The following is a 17004-nucleotide window of genomic DNA, read 5'->3' on the forward strand; positions in this document are numbered from 1 at the left end:
ATTGAGAGATATCTATTCTACTGCATGGATACCAAGTTCATTGGCTTGAACAAGCGTTGTCCCGCTTCCGCAAAAAGGATCTAAGACTATATCTCCCGCCTTAAAGTAAACTTCCTTTTTAAAAGAATCTGTATGAGAATCTAAGAAATATTCAACTAATTGCGGAATAAATTTACCTTTGTATGGATGGATTCTATGAACGTGTTTTGTCCTTTCCGCTTCAGAGTATTCTGCAAAAGATAAACTCCAGTTTATATTTTCTTCTTTCTGCTGATTTATTTTGTAAGTCTTATCATAATATTCTTTAAGCTCTTTTAAACTTACTAAAACTTCCCCGTTATTTCCATATTTTCTAATTCTTCCATATTGAACCAAATAAGAGATATTTGAAATTTTTATATCTTTGTTTAAATAATTTGAAGCCCAAGTTGAAGCTTCTTTTAAGCTTACAAATCTATCTTCCATCAACATCACATTTCCTCTATAACGCTCAATATTTCTTTAATAATTTTATTCCTGTCTTGCGCTTTTAAAATAGGTCTTCCGACAACTATTATATCTGCACCATCTCTTAGAGCTTCTTCCGGCGTTGCTATTCTTGTTTGGTCATCCGTTTTTTCTTTTGTAAGTCTTATACCCGGAACAACTGCAATAAATGGTTTTTGTATATGTTCTTTTAAAAACTTTACTTCATGACTTGAGCAAACTATTCCATCTGAACCATTGCTAACTGCCATATCTGCCAATCTATAAGCCAAATCTGGGACTGATAAAGAAGAGCCAAGTAATTTTGGATAGTTTTCATCATGACTTGTTAAGATAGTTACAGCTAAGATTTTTAAATCTGTTCCTTCTTTTGCTTTTACAGCTTGCTGAATCATCTCTTGACCGCCAAGAGAATGTATCGTTAAATAATTAACACCAATTTCTGATACAGCTTTTACACCGTTATAAACAGTGTTTGGTATATCGTGAAGTTTTAAATCTAAAAATATCTCAAATCCTTTGTCTTTAATCTGTTTTACAAAATTAATTCCACCTTTAATAAAAAGGTTATAGCCTATCTTAATGATAATTTTATCTTGGATTTCATCAACGATTCCTAATGCTTGGTTGATATCGCTTACATCAAGAGCAAGAGCTAACTTTTTCAAAATTTAAACTCCTATTCGTTTATAATTTTATAATTCTACTACAAGAATCATGCCAAAATCAAATCTCATTTTCTACCGGCAGATTTTTTAATCTCATCTAAATGAATTTTGTAATAGATAGTCTAAAGCCCACCTTCTCAAATCTTACATCTCATTGATTTTAATCTACCTTTCTTTTATACTATAAACACAAAAACAAATTCACGGTAAAAACACTATGCTTAAAATAAAAAAACAGCACATAGAAGAGATAAAAAGGCAGGCAAAAGAGGGATATCCTCTTGAAATCTGCGGATTTTTGATTGGAAAAATGGATTATTCATCCAATACAAGAGAAGTTTTAGAAGTTATCCAGGTAGAAAATCAAAACAAAGAAAGGGCAAATGACAGGTTTGATATATCACCAAAAGATTATATGAAAGTTGAGCAGTACGCAGATAGTAAAGGTTTGCAAATTGTAGGAGTTTATCATTCACACCCAGACCATCCGGATAGACCATCGCAAACAGATTTGCAGTTTGCTTTAGAAGACTTATCTTATATCATAGTATCAGTACAAAATGGAGAACCTGTATCCTACAAAAGTTGGTACTTAGAAGATAATAAATTTGTACAAGAGGAAGTAGATGAAAGTTAATTTAAAAAATTTTAATTTAAAAGAGCTTGAAAATTTTGTAGTAGAAAAAGGCTGGCAAAAGTTTAGAGCTAAGCAAATAGCAAAATGGCTGTATAAGAAAAAAGCCAGCTCTTACGATGAAATGACTGATTTATCAAAAGATATAAGAAATTACTTGAAAGAAAATACAGAATTTAATGCTTTAGAATTGGTTATGTACCAGCAATCAAAAATAGATGGAAGTATAAAATTTTTATGGAAGCTTAAGGATGGAAACACAATAGAAACCGTTTTGATAAACGAAAAAAACCACAAAACTTTGTGTGTTTCAACGCAAGTTGGTTGTGCCGTAGGTTGTAAATTCTGCTTTACTACAAAAGACGGACTTATCAGAAATTTAGAAACAGCCGAAATCGTTGAGCAGTATATTAACGTTCAAAGATTCTTAGGAGATGAAGAAGAAAATAGAATATCAAACATAGTTTACATGGGAATGGGTGAGCCTTTGGCAAACTATGAAAATGTAAAAAAATCTGTTCAAATCTTTACCCATCCTGATATGGTAGGATTATCCCATAGAAAAATAACAATCTCTTCAAGTGGAATACTTCATCAGATAAAAAGGATGTACGAAGATAAAGAATTCCCAGAAGTTAAGCTTGCAGTATCATTAAACGCATCAAATCAAGATCAAAGAGCATTTTTAATGCCAATATCACAAACAAACACACTTCAAGACCTTATGGATCTATTAAGAAGTATACCACTTAAACCGGGTTGGAGAATAACCCTTGAATATGTTTTAATAAAAGGTGTAAACGACTCAGAGCAAGACGCTAAAAGACTTGTAAATCTTTTAAAGAAAGACAAACACAGATTTAAAGTAAATCTGATACCATTTAATCCGTATCCTTCAGCAGAATTTGAAAGACCAGAGGAAGAAAGAGTTTTAAAGTTTGAAAAAATTCTTTGGGATAACAATATTGCTACATTTATTAGATGGAGCAAAGGAAGAGATATAGACGCTGCATGCGGACAACTAAGGAAAAAAGCGGTAGATTTGATAAATGTTTGATTACATAAAAGGAAAAATAACAAAGAAAGGTAAAAATCATATAGTCATAGAAAAACTTGGATTTGGTCTTTTAGTAGAAGTTCCGGACAGTGAAAAATTCAAAGAAAATATTGTCTATACTTATTTGCTTGTAAGGCAAGAAGATGTAAAACTCTTAGGATTTGTTTCAGAAGAAGAAAGAGATTTATTTTTAAAGCTCATTCAAATTCATGGCGTTGGAGTAAAGCATGCACTAAGTATTATTTCTAATTTTTCTGTAGAAGAGTTTATTGAAATTATAGAAAATGGAGATGTTGATAAGCTTACAGAAATTCAAGGAATAGGCAATAAAACAGCACAAAGAATAATAGTAGAGTTAAAAGGAAAGATAGAGTTTAGCGAATCAGATGAGCTAAATCAATTAGTTTCTGCATTGGTAAACTTAGGATATGATAAAAAAGAGTCTGTAAAAGTTGCAAAAAAAGTTTTGAAAGAAACAAAAGACATTAAAGAAGCGTTAAAAAAGGCAATTTCCATATTAAGTAGTTTTTGAAGTGATTTTTAAGAAATGATAAGAAATTCAATAAAATTAGGAAATTTTTCGTATGATTGTAGAATGATAGCTTTGGATAACTTTGCCATCCTGGAGACTTTGATCTGAAGATCTCTTTTTTAAATTCTATAAAAGACTACCGATTTCTTATCCTTTATTGTTTATACCTGCCTGCCAAGATTGTTTATTTTCTTCATAGAATTTTCTTCCTTTCTCTGTTATCTCCCAAATTCCCCGTGGAGAATCTTTAGCAAGAAGTCCTTCATTGACCATTGTATTTCTTGCCCATTGGGCAGTATTTTCCCATCGTTTCTGTTTCGGATTAGATGGAAGAGGTTCATAATCATAACTATTTAAGATATTTTTCATTTTTTCATGCACAAGGTTTAAGACATCTTTCATCTCTGCCTTTCCGCCTAATTCAATGACAGATTCTAAAATAGGCATTACATAACTCTCCTCAGGAGTTCTCAATCCCCTCTCAAGTCTTCCTTTTGCCTGTCTTTTCTGCCCACTGGTTGGTATTCTTTCACTGAAAATTGTTTGCCATTCTCTTTGAAGTGTTTTTACTTTTTCTCTAAAATATTTTAATCGTTCGCCATATTCAATAAGTGTTTTTGCTTTATCAAAATCCCGAGTTTTAAAAGATTCTTCTCCTTCCTTGCTTATCGTATTAAAAACTTCTTCAATCTCTTCAAGCAGTATTTCAAAAGCAGTGTTTACTTCATTTTTATCCATTATATCCTCCTTCAATTATTTTTATTTCTTCTTCTGTTAATCCGTAAAGCTTGTAAACCAGCTGGTCTATCTCATGCTCAAGATTTTTTACATGTTGTTGTTTTTCTTGGTTTGTGTCATAATCTTCAGATTGGGTAAGGCTTAGGATTTGGTCTACTTTTTGGACTATTTGGTCTGCTATGTGTTGGTTTTCTTTTGTGATTGGGGGAAGAGGGAGTTGTTCCATAAAATAACCTGATACATAAATACCTTTTCCACCAAGTTTGTGTATTGATTGTCTAATATACCAATCTATTAATTTAGAATTTGCAACACCTACAATAAATTTTAGATTACCACCAATAAGCATAAAACAAGTCTTTAATAGATAAATACCTTGAGGCACTATTGCCATTTTAATTTTATCAGAGGTTTCAGCCCACACTATCTTTTCTTTTTCAAATTCTGAGTAGTAATCACAATGTCTTAATTCCCACCAGTAATCGCCTTGATCGTCTCTATCAAAAAGTCCTTTACCTTTACCTTTTACATTAGAAAAGCTCATAAAATGATTGTATAAAGATGAAAAACTTTCTTTAAAAAACTCCTCTGGATTTTTTCTTCCTCTATGCTTGTTAGTCCAGCCAGCAGGTATAACTATTATCCACAATCCCGCCCACTTATACCTCCACCTCTTAATATCTCTACCTCTCAAAACTGGCTTAATAATCTCTTCTGTTCTCTTTCTCTCTTCTTCATCCTTACAGTTTTCTAAAATTCTATTTCTTGTTTCTGTGTCTATTATGAAAGCATCATTATAGCCTGTTAATACTCCTCTATAAATCTTTACATTCCAATCTTTTAAAGATTTTCCTACTTTTTCAATCTTGTCTTTTAAACTTAAAACACTTTCATCTCCAAGCGTCCAAGCATTATCAGAAAGCTTATTTTGATACATTGTTTGCCATGTTCTAAGTTCCTGCCATGTATCTACCTGAGACCAACTATCTAAATACTCAACTCCTTTGCCAGTAGTTAGTTCAATCAACTTTGATTTACCTTTTCTTAAATACTCCTCAATATCTTCAATATCACCTTTAACCTCTAAAAATCTAAAAACATGATCCTTGCTTGGCTTTTCCTTTCTAAAAATCAAAATGTTAGTATCTACCGTTTGCTCAAAAACTTTATAACCACTAAAATCTATAATCTCTAAAATAGCTGTTTTTTCTTTTAAAAACTTCCTTAACTTCTCTCCATACTTAGCTCTCATCCATTTGTTGCTTGTTATGTATGCTAAAATTCCTTGCTCTTTTAATAACTTATAGCCTTTTTCATAGAAATAAACATAAAGGTCTGCTGTTGATGTAAAGACTTCGTAGTTTTGTTTTTGTAAAATTGGTTTAATTGGTTTTATCTTTTCCTGTCTTACATACGGCGGATTACCAATCACAATATCAAAGCCATCAACTACTCCAAACATCCACTCTGGGTCAAACCAATCAGCAGATGCATTTTGGTCAAAAATATCAAAGTTAGCTATCTTTTCAGCTACTTTATCACTCCAACCATCATTAATCAAAGCATTCTTTAGCTTTTCTCTCAGCTCTTTATCTTTATTCTGCAATTGAATTTTTTCAATTCTTGACTTAATTCTAAAATATCTATGTCTTAAAAACTTCAGCTCTTGCTCTAACTTTTCTATCTCCTGACTTCTTAAAGATTTTTGAATGGGCTTTTCTAATCCAATCAAAGCATTTGCAGAGATAAACTTAGTCTCAAGATTTGGCAAGGTTAAAATTCCAAAGTTTGGCTTTTCTCTATCTACTTTCTGGTCTAATATCAGAGATATAAAAAATCTTAGCTTGCTAATCTGTATAGCTATTGGCTGAATATCTACTCCATATATACAGTTTTCTATGAGATATAGCTTTCTTGCATAGTCTGGATAGTTTATGCTTTCGTCAAAATGTTCTTTCACTTCGTTTAACAGCTCTTTTAAAGTGTTTTCATCTTTTGCTATTTCTAATGCTTCTTTGCTTTCTTTCTTAATTCTATCTACCTGTATCTCATACCAAACTTTATTAGACGGGTCAAGCTTTTGAAGTAAAAACACAAGCTTATGAAGAATTCCCATCGGAAAGGCACCGGAGCCACAGGCAGGGTCTATTATCTTTACTTGGTCTATTGCTTGAATTAGTTTTTTTCTTAAATCATCTGAAATTTCTAATTCATTATCAGAATAAGAGAATAGGTCATCAAGAATATTTTCTGCTTCCGGTACTTTTGTTTTTAGATATTCTCTTAGACTCTCTTCTACCATATAATCTACTATCTCTCTTGGTGTGTAGTAGCTACCTGTTGCCTTTCTTGCTGTTGTATTAGTTTCTGGATTGTAGCTTGCAAGAAGATTTTCAAATACTTTTCCAAGCAGCTCCGGGTCAAGGGCTATCTCTTGGTCTATTGGAGTTGCTTCATCTGTTGTAAAGTTATAGCTCTTTAAGATATTAATAAGTCCTCTAACTTCTGCATTTTTGCTTAAACCATACTTGGATAAATCAACTGTTTTTCCTTTTTCGTTAAAAAACAACTCATCACTGATTTTAGCTTGTTTCTTTTCATTTCTTGAAAATCCATCTATATAAACTTTATCTTTATCCAAACAATCAAAAAGTCCACCGTTTATAAATGGAATGTCTTCAAACAGCTTTTTAGCTTCTTCTTTACTTATCAAAAACTTATCTTCATACCTGTATAAGCTTTTTACTCCAAAGTCTTTTTTGTTTGCAGGAAAGCCTTTATCTTCAGCCCAGCCTCTTTCTTTAATAGGTCTGTTTAGTGTTGCAAAGAATAGATTTTGTAAAATTGCATTATAGTAGTTATTACCTTTGCCAAAGTCTTTGACTATGTTTTTTAGCTCTTTTTCATCAAATAACTTGTCTGGTACTAAACCTTTTTCTTTCAAAAACCATATAAAAATTAATCTTGTTAAAAGTCTGATTAAGCCTTGGGCGTTTCTGATTTCTCTGTCTTTTTCCGGGTCATCAGAATATTTATAATCATCAGGAAATTTAACTTTATCAAGTGCGTAGTAATACCAATTTTGAAGGTCATCATAAAACGCTTCCGTGATAGGTTGAGTGCTGAAAGCTTGTTTTATAGACTCTAAATCTGTAAAATCACATTTTTTAAGCTGATTTATAAACGTTTTGTTTGGTAAATTTGGACTTACGTAAAATGTAAATCTTTTGTAATGGCTATACGTTACCTTTGTGCCATGGGTAGTTTTAAACACAAAAGAAAGTCTAAAGTTTTTGTTGTCATCATAAAATATAAACAGCCCATAAAACTTTTGACCTAAAAGTCTTTTAGCAATATCAAACTGTCTTTTCTTACTTGTCCTTTCTGTAAGATTATCAATTTTGATAGCAAAGACTACCAAATCTGAATTTTGCTTTAATCTGATATATCCAATTTCTTTTATGTCTGATACGCTGTATTTTTCTTCAATATCTTGAATGTCAAGAACAGGCTTTATATCAACAGTAAATCCTTTGTCTAATAAGTATCTTTCTAATTTTTCAAGTGAAAAATCTCTTGCAAGGTCTGAAAGTTTATTTTCCATCGGCTGATTTTCTCAATCTTTTATTTAATGTTTAGGATATTATAGCATTTAAATATACGTTTGGTGAGAAAATCAATAAAAAACAAGAGATTCTTCGCTTCGCTCAGAATGACACCGTTAGGTCGTTCTTTGTCATCCTGAGGCCGAAGGCCGAAGGATCTCATCTGGTGCCATTCTACAAATCGGCGAAAAATCTCTAACTTTTACCTTCTACATCTCATCTGTAAACTTCTGATTTTCTACTGCCATAATAACTTCTTGATTTTCTAAATCTAACAATTTTAACTGACTTTCTACTCTCTCTATAAAATCTTCTCCAATCTCTTTTTTAATCTCTTCTAACTCTTTTTTTACTTTTTCTATGTTATCAGAATGCTTTTCAATCTTGATTATTTTTTGCAAGATATACTCTGAAAGGCTTGAATACTCCTCAATATCCTTAATTAAAGCTAAAACAAAGGATTTTAATTCTCCAATGTCTTTATCTTTCAAGTCGTTTAATAGATTAAGAGCTTTTTCTTCTATGGCTCTTGGTTTAGATTTTCTTTTTGTGTATGCTTTTTTATCAAAAACTATTTCGTAATTACTCCAAAAATCCTTTGATACTTTCAATCTTTCTGTCTCCGGAGTAGCTTTTATCTTTTCATAAACTTCTTCAAAGCTTACCGTTTTTGGTTGTCTTTCCGCATAATCTTTATAGCCTACAAATAAGTCTTTGCCTTTTCTTATAAAGACCATAAGCTCGTTTTTGTCGGACTTTTTGGCGGTTTTTACTCTTTGAGGCATGTTTTGTATTTCTTTTATAACCTCTGGATGGCTCTCTTCTATCTGGCTAAGTTCATCTCTAACTTTTGTAAAAAAGCTTTCTTCTTTATCTTCTTTGTATTCGTTTAATCTCTTGTAGAGTTTTGATGGTTCTGGCTCTTCTGATGGGTCAAAGATTTTAGCATCTTCTCTAAGTATGCTATGAATCATAAACATCTTTGTTTGAGCTATTTCTTTAGACCTTACTATATCGGCTCCTTGTTCTGTTGGGAAGAAGTTTACTATGTATATCTCATCGTATACTTTTTTACCTATTCTGTTTATCCTTCCAACTCTCTGTATAACTCTAACAGGGTTCCACGGTATATCGTAGTTTATAACTACTCCTGCTCTGTTTAGGTTGTATCCTTCAGAAAGTTTATCCGTTGTGAGAAGGATTTTATATTTATTTTCTTGGTATTTATACTGTGCATCAAAATTTTTTGCTATCTCTTCAAAGGTTGTTTTTCCTATGTTTCCGTAAGCCACTAAAACTTTATCTTTAAAATGTCTTTTAAGTGTTTCCTCTAAATGTTTTGCAGTGTCTGTATATTCTGTAAATATGACAACTTTTCTACCTTCTTTCAAAAACTCTTCAATGCCTTTTATAAGTCTATCTGCCTTTGGGTCGTTTTGTGTAAGTTTTAATTCTTCCATCTTCTGTAAAAACTCATCAAACAGCTTTATATCGCTTTGTATGTCTCTTATGAATTTGTCTTTTTGCTTAAACTTGCTTAAGTCGTAAACTTTGTAATATTCAGCGTTTGTCTTTTGCTCTTTTAAATTTTGCTCATATTTTTCAAGCTCTTTCAAAATCTCATCCGAGTCTTTCTCTGCTAAATCTTCCATTAGTTTTCTATCAAGGATAAACTTATTTGTTTTTTTGATAAAATCTAAGGCTGTTTCATGAATGCTTTTAAATCTTTTTATACTTTCATAAAATGAGCCAAAGCTACTTTCAAATCTTTTAACTAAGAGCCTTCTCATAAAGTCGTAAAGGTTTCTTTGATACGTAAGTAAAAAGCTCTCTTCATCTTTTAACTCAGGCTCATCATCATCTTTAATACCTTTTTCATATTTAATTGGAATGTAGATGGCACCTTTGAACCTTCCTCCCAGCTCTTCTTCGCCAAAAGCTGATATAACTTCATCATAAAATTCTGACTGCTCTTTTGTAAGCTCATAAAACCATTCTATTGGGTCTTTAACTTCTGGCAGGTCAATCTTTTCTTTGTAATGCTTCAAATCAAGTCTATTTCTTCTTATTACTACCGGTTCAAGTATTGACCTAATATGTCTTGCTAAATCCTTAGTCTCTGTTTTTACGTTGTCTATTTCTACCACTACATTATTTTTACCAAAAATTTCTTTGTAGTAGTTTAAAGCTCTTTCTCTTTTTTTCTTGTTTGGAGAGTTGTAATGGTTTTTTATGTAAGAAAGTTTATTAAAAAGGCTTTCATACTCTTCAAATTTAGATTTAAGGTCTTCGTCAAATACAATGGTTGATTTTTTTGGTATGGTAAAGAGTTTTAAAAGTGCGAAAATGTCAGATGGTCTGTTGTTAAAAGGTGTTGCTGTTAGAAGTAGGGCGGTCTTTCCTCTGCATATCTCTTTAAGATAATGATAGCTAAGGGTGTTTTCATTTCTAAATCTGTGTGCTTCATCAACTATTACAACCTCTATATTATCATGTTCTCTAACAAACTCTAAAGCTTTATCTAACTTTCCAACAGAAAAAGCCTCCCAACCATACAGCTCAAAATCTTCTAAATACTTTTTCCATCCTGTAGATTTGTCATCAGGTCCAATAAGATGAGGCGGTGCTATGACTATACCTCTTTTTCCTAATGCCTTCGCCACCATGCACGCAACGACGGTTTTTCCAAGACCTACAACATCCGCTAAAATCGTTCCACCGTGAGATTTACAGTTTGCAACAGCTTGAGAAACAGCTTCTAATTGATAAGAGTAAGGTTTATAACCTTTTCTTTCCATAAGCTTTACAAGGTCGTTAAACGTATCTTTTGTTTTATGGGTTTCAATGTATGTTTTTAGTAGATAAACATAAGCTGAAAATGGGCCCACATCTTTCAAAGCAGTCTCATTTTTTATAGTGTAAACAAGCTTTTTCACATCATCTTCTGACAATGCTATTGAATCTTTCCATAAATCATCAAAATACTTTTCTGCCTCTTCAAATCCATAGTCTTTTATCTCAACGTTAAACTCATTTTGACTTACAAGTCCCGCCCTTGTTAGGTTGCTGCTGCCTGTTATAAAAAGAAGGGGTGCAGATGTTTCTTTTGTTTTAAATAAATAAAGCTTTGAATGATTCGGCTCCCAGGTCTTTCTTATGACTATTATTTTTTCTTCTAAAAGTTTTACGAAAAACCTAACTTGCTCGTATATATCTTCATTATCTAACTCTTGACTTGTGAATGCTGTCTTTATAGAGTTTATTAAAGCTTGAAAATACTCGTCTTTACTTTTAAGCTTTGTTGCTGCTTCATACAGTCCATAGCCACCTTTGTCTACGTTTAATCCAACTAAGATTTTTATATGCTCCTGTGAAAGCTTGCCTTCGTCGTATAGCTTTTTTAAAGTTTCGTAGAATTCTTTTATCCCTGAGAAATAGAAAAACCCAACAAGAAATTTAAGCTCTGTGCTGACTTCTATAAGCTCTTGCAGTCTTTTTTTAAGGTCTTTGTTTCCATGATTGGTTATAAATGTGCTCAAGGCTGTAAACCTCTTTTATTAATCTACATTAAAAATTTTTACATATATTATATACGGCTGAAAATTCAAAAGATGCGAGAAAATGAGAAGTGAAAAGTATTTTTAGCCCTTCATATGTCATCTATCACAACATTTCACAATATGACTAAAGTTTCATCATTTTATGGTAAAATATTAACAATTTTTTATCAAAATGAGGTTAAAATGCTAAATTTTGCTGGTAAAAATGCACTCATAACAGGCTCTACAAGAGGCATTGGTAAAGCGATCGCAGTAGAATTTGCAAAGCTTGGAGCTAATGTAATCATTACCGGTAGAGATAGAAAATCAGCTGAAGTTTTGGCAAATAATATTGAAAAAGAATATAACGTTAAAGCATTTGGAATAGATTTAGATTTGACCGGAGATATCTCAGAAAGCTTTGAAGAGATAAACAGCTTTACACAAGGAAAAATTGATATACTTGTTAACAATGCAGGAATTACAAAAGATACACTTTTTATCAGAATGAAAGAAGAAGATTGGAACAGCGTTATCAATGTAAACCTAAACGGTACGTTTAAAGTCACTCAACAAGTTGTAAAACTAATGATTAAACAAAGATATGGAAGGATTATAAATATAAGCTCTATTATTGGTTTTATTGGAAATATAGGACAGGCAAACTACGCAGCTACAAAAGCTGGATTAATAGGATTTACAAAATCCTTAGCAAAAGAACTTGCATCAAGAAATATCACAGTTAACGCAGTTGCTCCCGGCTTTATAGAAACTGATATGACAGCAGAACTTCCGGAAGATATTAAAGCTCAATATCTTAAACAAATACCATTAAACAGATTTGGAAAGCCGGAGGACGTTGCAAACGTTGTAATATTCTTAGCATCCGATTTGGCAAGTTATATAACAGGTGAAGTTATTCACGTAAACGGTGGAATGTATTAAAAAATTTCAAATATAGGAGGTAATAAAAATGTCGGTTGAGCAAAGAGTAAAAGAGATTATAGCAGACCAACTTGGTGTTGATATTGAAAAAATCACACCTGAAGCAAGATTTGTAGATGATTTAGGGGCAGATTCTTTAGACGTAGTTGAATTAATCATGGCTTTTGAAGAAGAGTTTGGCATTGAAATCCCGGATGAAGATGCTGAAAAAATAGCAACTGTTAAAGATGTTTTAGATTATATTAAATCAAAACAAGGGTAATAGATATGAGAAGAGTCGTCGTTACTGGTTTAGGGGCTGTAACACCAATAGGTAATAACGTAAAAGACTTTTGGTCAAATCTTGTTGCGGGTGTTAGTGGTATAGACGTAATCAAAAGGTTTGACCCGGTTGCTATAGGATTACCTGTAATCATAGCCGGAGAAGTTAAAAATCTAAATCCAGAGCAATTTTTAGATTCCAAGGAATTAAAAAGAATGAGTGATTTTGTTAAGTTTGCTGTAATAGCAGCAAAAGAAGCAATACAAGACTCTGGATTAGAACTTGACAAGATTGACTTAACAAAGGCTGGTGTTATAGTCGGAACCGGTATCGGCGGCTTGAGGGATATTGAAGAACAACAGAAAGTAGTGATGGAAAAAGGAGTAAGGAGAGTTTCTCCTTTCTTTATCCCTTCCGGAATCTCTAATATGGCGTCAGGTTACATATCCATAGAGTTTGGGTTTAAAGGTCCGAACTCTTGCGTTGTAACAGCATGTGCGACAGGAACACATTCTATTGGCGATGCATTTAAAATAATTCAAAGAGGTGATGCCGACATTATGATAGCAGGCGGAACAGAATCTGCTATTACACCGCTTGGAATTGCCGGATTTGCTAACATGAAAGCTTTATCAACAAGAAATGATGAGCCTCAAAAAGCATCAAGACCATTTGATGCAGAGAGAGACGGCTTTGTAATGGGTGAAGGTGCCGGCATATTGGTTTTAGAAGAGTTAGAACATGCAAAGAAAAGAGGAGCTAAAATCTATGCTGAAGTCGTAGGATATGGATTGACAGGTGATGCTTATCATATTACAGCTCCATGTGCTGATGCAGATGGTGCAAAAAGAGTTATAATGATGGCTCTTAACGATGCAAGAATCAACCCAGATGAGGTTGATTATATTAACGCTCACGGAACATCTACTCCATTAAACGATAAAATAGAAACATTGGCAATAAAGGAAGTATTTAAAGACCATGCATACAAACTAAAAGTTAGCTCAAACAAATCAATGATAGGACATCTTCTTGGTGCAGCAGGTGCAGTTGAAGCAGTTGCAACTGTTTTAACTATCAAAAATGGAGTTATTCCACCAACGATAAACTACGAACATCCAGACCCTGAATGTGATTTAGATTATGTGCCAAACAAAGCTATAGAATATCCTGTAAAAGTTGCAATATCTAACTCATTTGGATTTGGTGGAACCAATGCTTGCTTAGCATTTAAAGCTTTTGAAAATTGAATAAATTGATATGGAAGAAAAAAACTACGAATCGGTCGGAGAGTTTAAAGATAAAATAAAACAGCTTGAAGAAATCATCGGATATACTTTTAAAGATAAATCTCTACTGTTAGCAGCCATAACTCATAGGTCTTTTGTAGCTGAATACCATAAAAAAATACAAGATTATGAAGTTTTAGAATTTCTTGGAGACGCAGTTATATCTTTAATCATCAGTGAAATCCTTATAAAACAGTTTCCCTATGCAAGAGAGGGAGAGCTTTCTCAGTACAGGTCTGCTATTGTAAGTGAAGCTTACTTGTCAAAATTGGCAAGAAATGTAAATTTCCAAGATTTTGTTTTGATAAGCAAAGGTGAAAAATACCAAAAAGGAGCAGAGAGAGAGTCACTCCTTTGCGATGTGTTTGAAGCAGTTTTTGGGGCAATATACACAGACTGTCAGTACAATTTAGATATACCAAGAGAGATATTCAACAAAAATTTTAAAGAAATAGTCATAAATGACATACAGCAGGAAAATCTACCAAGAGATTATAAATCTCTTTTACAGATAGAAACTCAAAGACTTTATGGTAAAATACCAACATATAAATTAATCTCATCAGAAGGTCCAGAGCATGATAAAACGTTTACAGTAGAATGTCATGTTGAAGAGATAAAAACAACAGGAAAAGGAAAATCAAAGAAAGAAGCAGAAGCAAAGGCGGCAAAAGAAGCGTTCAAAAAACTAAAATCCGAAGGTAAGCAGGAATGAGACTTGGAGTTAATATAGACCATATAGCAACCCTTAGAGAGGCAAGAAAAACAACAGAACCAGACCCAGTAAAAGGAGCTTTAATAGCCATTGAAGCAGGAGCTGACCAAATAACATTACATCTAAGAGAAGACAGAAGACACATACAAGATGAAGACTTATTTAGATTAAAGTGTGAATTAAAAGACACAAATATCCCGATAAATTTAGAAATGGCACCGACCTATGAGATGCAAAATATAGCATTGGAAGCACTACCAAACAACGTCACCTTAGTCCCGGAAAAAAGACAAGAAATTACTACAGAGGGCGGATTGGATGTTGTGTCTATGTTAGATTATCTTAAAGATTTTATCAAACCAATTAAACAGCAAGGTATTACTGTTAGCTTATTCATAGACCCAGACTTTAAACAGATAGACGCATCTGTAGAGATAGGTGCTGATGCGATAGAGATACACACAGGCGAGTACGCAAATGCTTATGGCAAAAACGTAGAAAAAGAACTTGAAAGAATAAAAAAAGCTGCAAAATATGCTAAGGAAAAAGGTCTAAAAGTGTATGCAGGACATGGTCTAACGTATCAGAATGTTTCAGAGATAGCAAAAATAAAAGAAATTGAAGAATTAAACATAGGACATTCTATTATTTCAAATGCTATATTCTTAGGATTATACGAAGCAGTAAGGAGGATGAAAGAGATAATCTTAAATGCAAGGAAAGAATTAAAAAGTGAATAGGTTAAACATTAATGAATACACATTAAGCGTTGCTTAAAATAGGTTGTTTATATATGTTGGGGTGAGAAATTGGTGATTTAATAGAATTTAAAAAGAAAATCCTTCGGACTTACGTCCTCAGGATGACGACCAAAGGTTAAATAATAAGCATCAAAGAAAGGAGAGCCTTATTCGTCATTCTGAGCGAAGCGAAGAATCTCATATTTTTATTAAATTTCTTACCCATCGTATAAAGAATACAATATATTTGATGGTTTATTTACTTATATCATCAAAATAGTCTGGAGGAAATAATAAATGTGCGGAATCGTTGGTTATATAGGACATAGAAAAGCAGTGCCAGTGCTGCTTCACGGACTTCAGAGGTTAGAGTATAGAGGGTATGATTCTGCAGGTATCGCTGTTTTAGATGAAAATAAAAAACAGATAATTATCGAAAAGCAGGTTGGTAAGGTAAAGGACCTACAAGAGTATTTATGGGGTAAAGATATAAAAGGTTCAATTGGTATAGCACATACAAGATGGGCAACCCATGGGCCACCATCCATAGAAAACGCCCATCCACATATAAGTAAAAGTGGAACCATAGCAGTAGTTCACAACGGAATTATAGAAAACCACGCTTCATTAAAAGAAATGCTTATAAAGAAAGGTTATACTTTTAAATCCCAAACAGATACAGAAGTAATCGCACATCTTGTAGAAGATTTATACGATGGAAATCTTTTAAATACTGTTTTAAAAGTGGCAAAACAGCTTGAAGGAGCTTATGCTATTGGAGTTATCTCTACCTTAGAGCCGGATAAAATAATTGGACTAAGAAAAGGTAGTCCTTTAATCGTTGGACTTGGAGAAGGTGAAAACTTTATAGCTTCAGACATACCGGCGGTTTTAGAATACACTAAGAGATTCATTACTCTTGATGATGAAGAAATAGCAGTTTTAACAAAAGATAAAGTAGAAATTTACGATGTAAACGGAAATAAAAAAGAAAAAAAGCCGTTTACTGTGAACTGGGACATAGCTGCTGCTGAAAAAGGTGGTTATAAACACTTCATGTTAAAAGAAATATACGAACAACCAAGAACAATAACAGATACGCTTACAGGCTTTTTCTCAAACTTAGATAATCCTGTTTTTAGACAGTTAGATAGAATTCAAAACATTGTAATCATAGCTTGTGGAACATCATACCATGCGGGATTGGTCGGCAAATTCTGGATAGAAAAGTATGTAAAAATACCGGTTGTAGTTGATTATGCTTCTGAGTTTAGATACAGAGACTTTCCGGTTTCAGATAAAACATTGATTATAGCAATCAGCCAATCTGGAGAAACGGCAGACACAAGATTTGCAGCAATCGATGCAAGAAAAAAAGGAGCAAAAGTTCTGTCTATCGTCAACGTAGTAGGTAGCTCTTTATCAAGAGAAAGTGATTATGTTTTATACACCTACTGCGGTCCGGAGATTGGAGTTGCAGCAACAAAAACTTTTACAGCCCAGTTAATTACGTTATTGCTTTTTGCTTTAAAATCAGGTCTTGAAAGAGGAAATATAACAGCGTCAGAATTTGAAGAGTATCATAAAAAGTTAAACCATTTACCAGTACTTATAAACGATGTTTTAAAAGAAGATAAGGTCATAGAAGAAATATCTTATAAATACCATAATGCTAAGGATTTTCTATTCTTAGTAGAGGTTTAAATTATCCTATAGCGTTTGAAGGAGCATTAAAACTTAAAGAAATCTCTTACATCCATGCAGAAGATACCCTGCCGGAGAAATGAAACACGG

At 32.9% G+C, this 17004-nt stretch carries 12 protein-coding genes and 2 pseudogenes; 9 read left to right on the forward strand and 5 right to left on the reverse strand.

Annotated features, from left to right (window positions below; all coding sequences use genetic code 11):
* Window positions 1-18: 18 nt before the first annotated feature.
* Together SULYE_RS00490 and pyrF are read right to left on the reverse strand one after the other, a co-directional pair.
* Window positions 19-471, reverse strand: a pseudogene (locus SULYE_RS00490) (DNA methyltransferase); the annotation flags it as partial.
* Window positions 471-1154, reverse strand: coding sequence for an orotidine-5'-phosphate decarboxylase (pyrF, locus tag SULYE_RS00495; protein WP_007545496.1), 684 nt, complete (start codon window positions 1152-1154; stop codon window positions 471-473). The pseudogene SULYE_RS00490 and the gene pyrF, both read right to left, overlap by 1 nt.
* A 217-nt stretch (window positions 1155-1371) precedes the next feature.
* Between pyrF and SULYE_RS00500 the strand changes: the two genes are divergently transcribed.
* From SULYE_RS00500 to ruvA, 3 genes are read left to right on the forward strand one after another with little or no spacing between them, the layout of a single operon-like run.
* Window positions 1372-1791: a Mov34/MPN/PAD-1 family protein gene (locus SULYE_RS00500; RefSeq protein WP_007545498.1), complete on the forward strand. Its 420-nt coding sequence runs from the start codon at window positions 1372-1374 to the stop codon at window positions 1789-1791.
* On the forward strand, window positions 1781-2845 hold the full coding sequence (rlmN, locus tag SULYE_RS00505) for a 23S rRNA (adenine(2503)-C(2))-methyltransferase RlmN (RefSeq protein ID WP_007545500.1): 1065 nt from the start codon (window positions 1781-1783) through the stop codon (window positions 2843-2845). The genes SULYE_RS00500 and rlmN overlap by 11 nt, the downstream gene beginning before the upstream one ends.
* Entirely contained in the window at window positions 2838-3377 is a 540-nt protein-coding gene (gene ruvA, locus SULYE_RS00510) for a Holliday junction branch migration protein RuvA (RefSeq protein ID WP_007545501.1), read from the forward strand. The genes rlmN and ruvA overlap by 8 nt, the downstream gene beginning before the upstream one ends.
* A gap of 147 nt (window positions 3378-3524) precedes the next feature.
* On the opposite strand, the gene SULYE_RS00515 is transcribed toward ruvA, so the two are convergent.
* The 3 genes from SULYE_RS00515 to SULYE_RS00525 form a co-directional block, all read right to left on the reverse strand.
* The gene (locus SULYE_RS00515) at window positions 3525-4115 is read right to left on the reverse strand and encodes a winged helix-turn-helix domain-containing protein (protein ID WP_007545503.1); all 591 of its coding nucleotides are present in this window, start codon (window positions 4113-4115) and stop codon (window positions 3525-3527) included.
* Window positions 4108-7719: an Eco57I restriction-modification methylase domain-containing protein gene (locus SULYE_RS00520; RefSeq protein ID WP_007545505.1), complete on the reverse strand. Its 3612-nt coding sequence runs from the start codon at window positions 7717-7719 to the stop codon at window positions 4108-4110. Before SULYE_RS00520 ends, SULYE_RS00515 begins: the two co-directional genes overlap by 8 nt.
* A 210-nt stretch (window positions 7720-7929) precedes the next feature.
* Window positions 7930-11259 carry a helicase-related protein gene (locus SULYE_RS00525; protein WP_007545507.1) on the reverse strand — a complete coding sequence of 1110 codons (3330 nt, stop codon included), beginning with the start codon at window positions 11257-11259 and terminating at the stop codon, window positions 7930-7932.
* Window positions 11260-11463: 204 nt separating this feature from the next.
* Between SULYE_RS00525 and fabG the strand changes: the two genes are divergently transcribed.
* From fabG to glmS, 6 genes and pseudogenes are all read left to right on the forward strand, one after another.
* Entirely contained in the window at window positions 11464-12204 is a 741-nt protein-coding gene (gene fabG / locus SULYE_RS00530; RefSeq protein ID WP_007545508.1) for a 3-oxoacyl-[acyl-carrier-protein] reductase, read from the forward strand.
* Window positions 12205-12232: 28 nt separating this feature from the next.
* A complete protein-coding gene (gene acpP / locus SULYE_RS00535; RefSeq protein ID WP_007545510.1) occupies window positions 12233-12466 on the forward strand; it encodes an acyl carrier protein in 234 nt (77 codons plus the stop codon).
* A 5-nt stretch (window positions 12467-12471) separates the two neighbouring features.
* Window positions 12472-13716: a beta-ketoacyl-ACP synthase II gene (gene fabF, locus SULYE_RS00540; protein ID WP_007545511.1), complete on the forward strand. Its 1245-nt coding sequence runs from the start codon at window positions 12472-12474 to the stop codon at window positions 13714-13716.
* Window positions 13717-13726: 10 nt separating this feature from the next.
* On the forward strand, window positions 13727-14470 hold the full coding sequence (gene rnc, locus SULYE_RS00545; protein WP_007545512.1) for a ribonuclease III: 744 nt from the start codon (window positions 13727-13729) through the stop codon (window positions 14468-14470).
* Window positions 14467-15210, forward strand: coding sequence for a pyridoxine 5'-phosphate synthase (locus tag SULYE_RS00550; protein WP_007545513.1), 744 nt, complete (start codon window positions 14467-14469; stop codon window positions 15208-15210). The genes rnc and SULYE_RS00550 overlap by 4 nt, the downstream gene beginning before the upstream one ends.
* A 297-nt stretch (window positions 15211-15507) precedes the next feature.
* Window positions 15508-17004: pseudogene (glmS, locus tag SULYE_RS00555) on the forward strand (glutamine--fructose-6-phosphate transaminase (isomerizing)); the annotation flags it as partial.

The sequence above is a fragment of the Sulfurihydrogenibium yellowstonense SS-5 genome, assembly GCF_000173615.1.
GTDB lineage: Bacteria > Aquificota > Aquificia > Aquificales > Hydrogenothermaceae > Sulfurihydrogenibium > Sulfurihydrogenibium yellowstonense.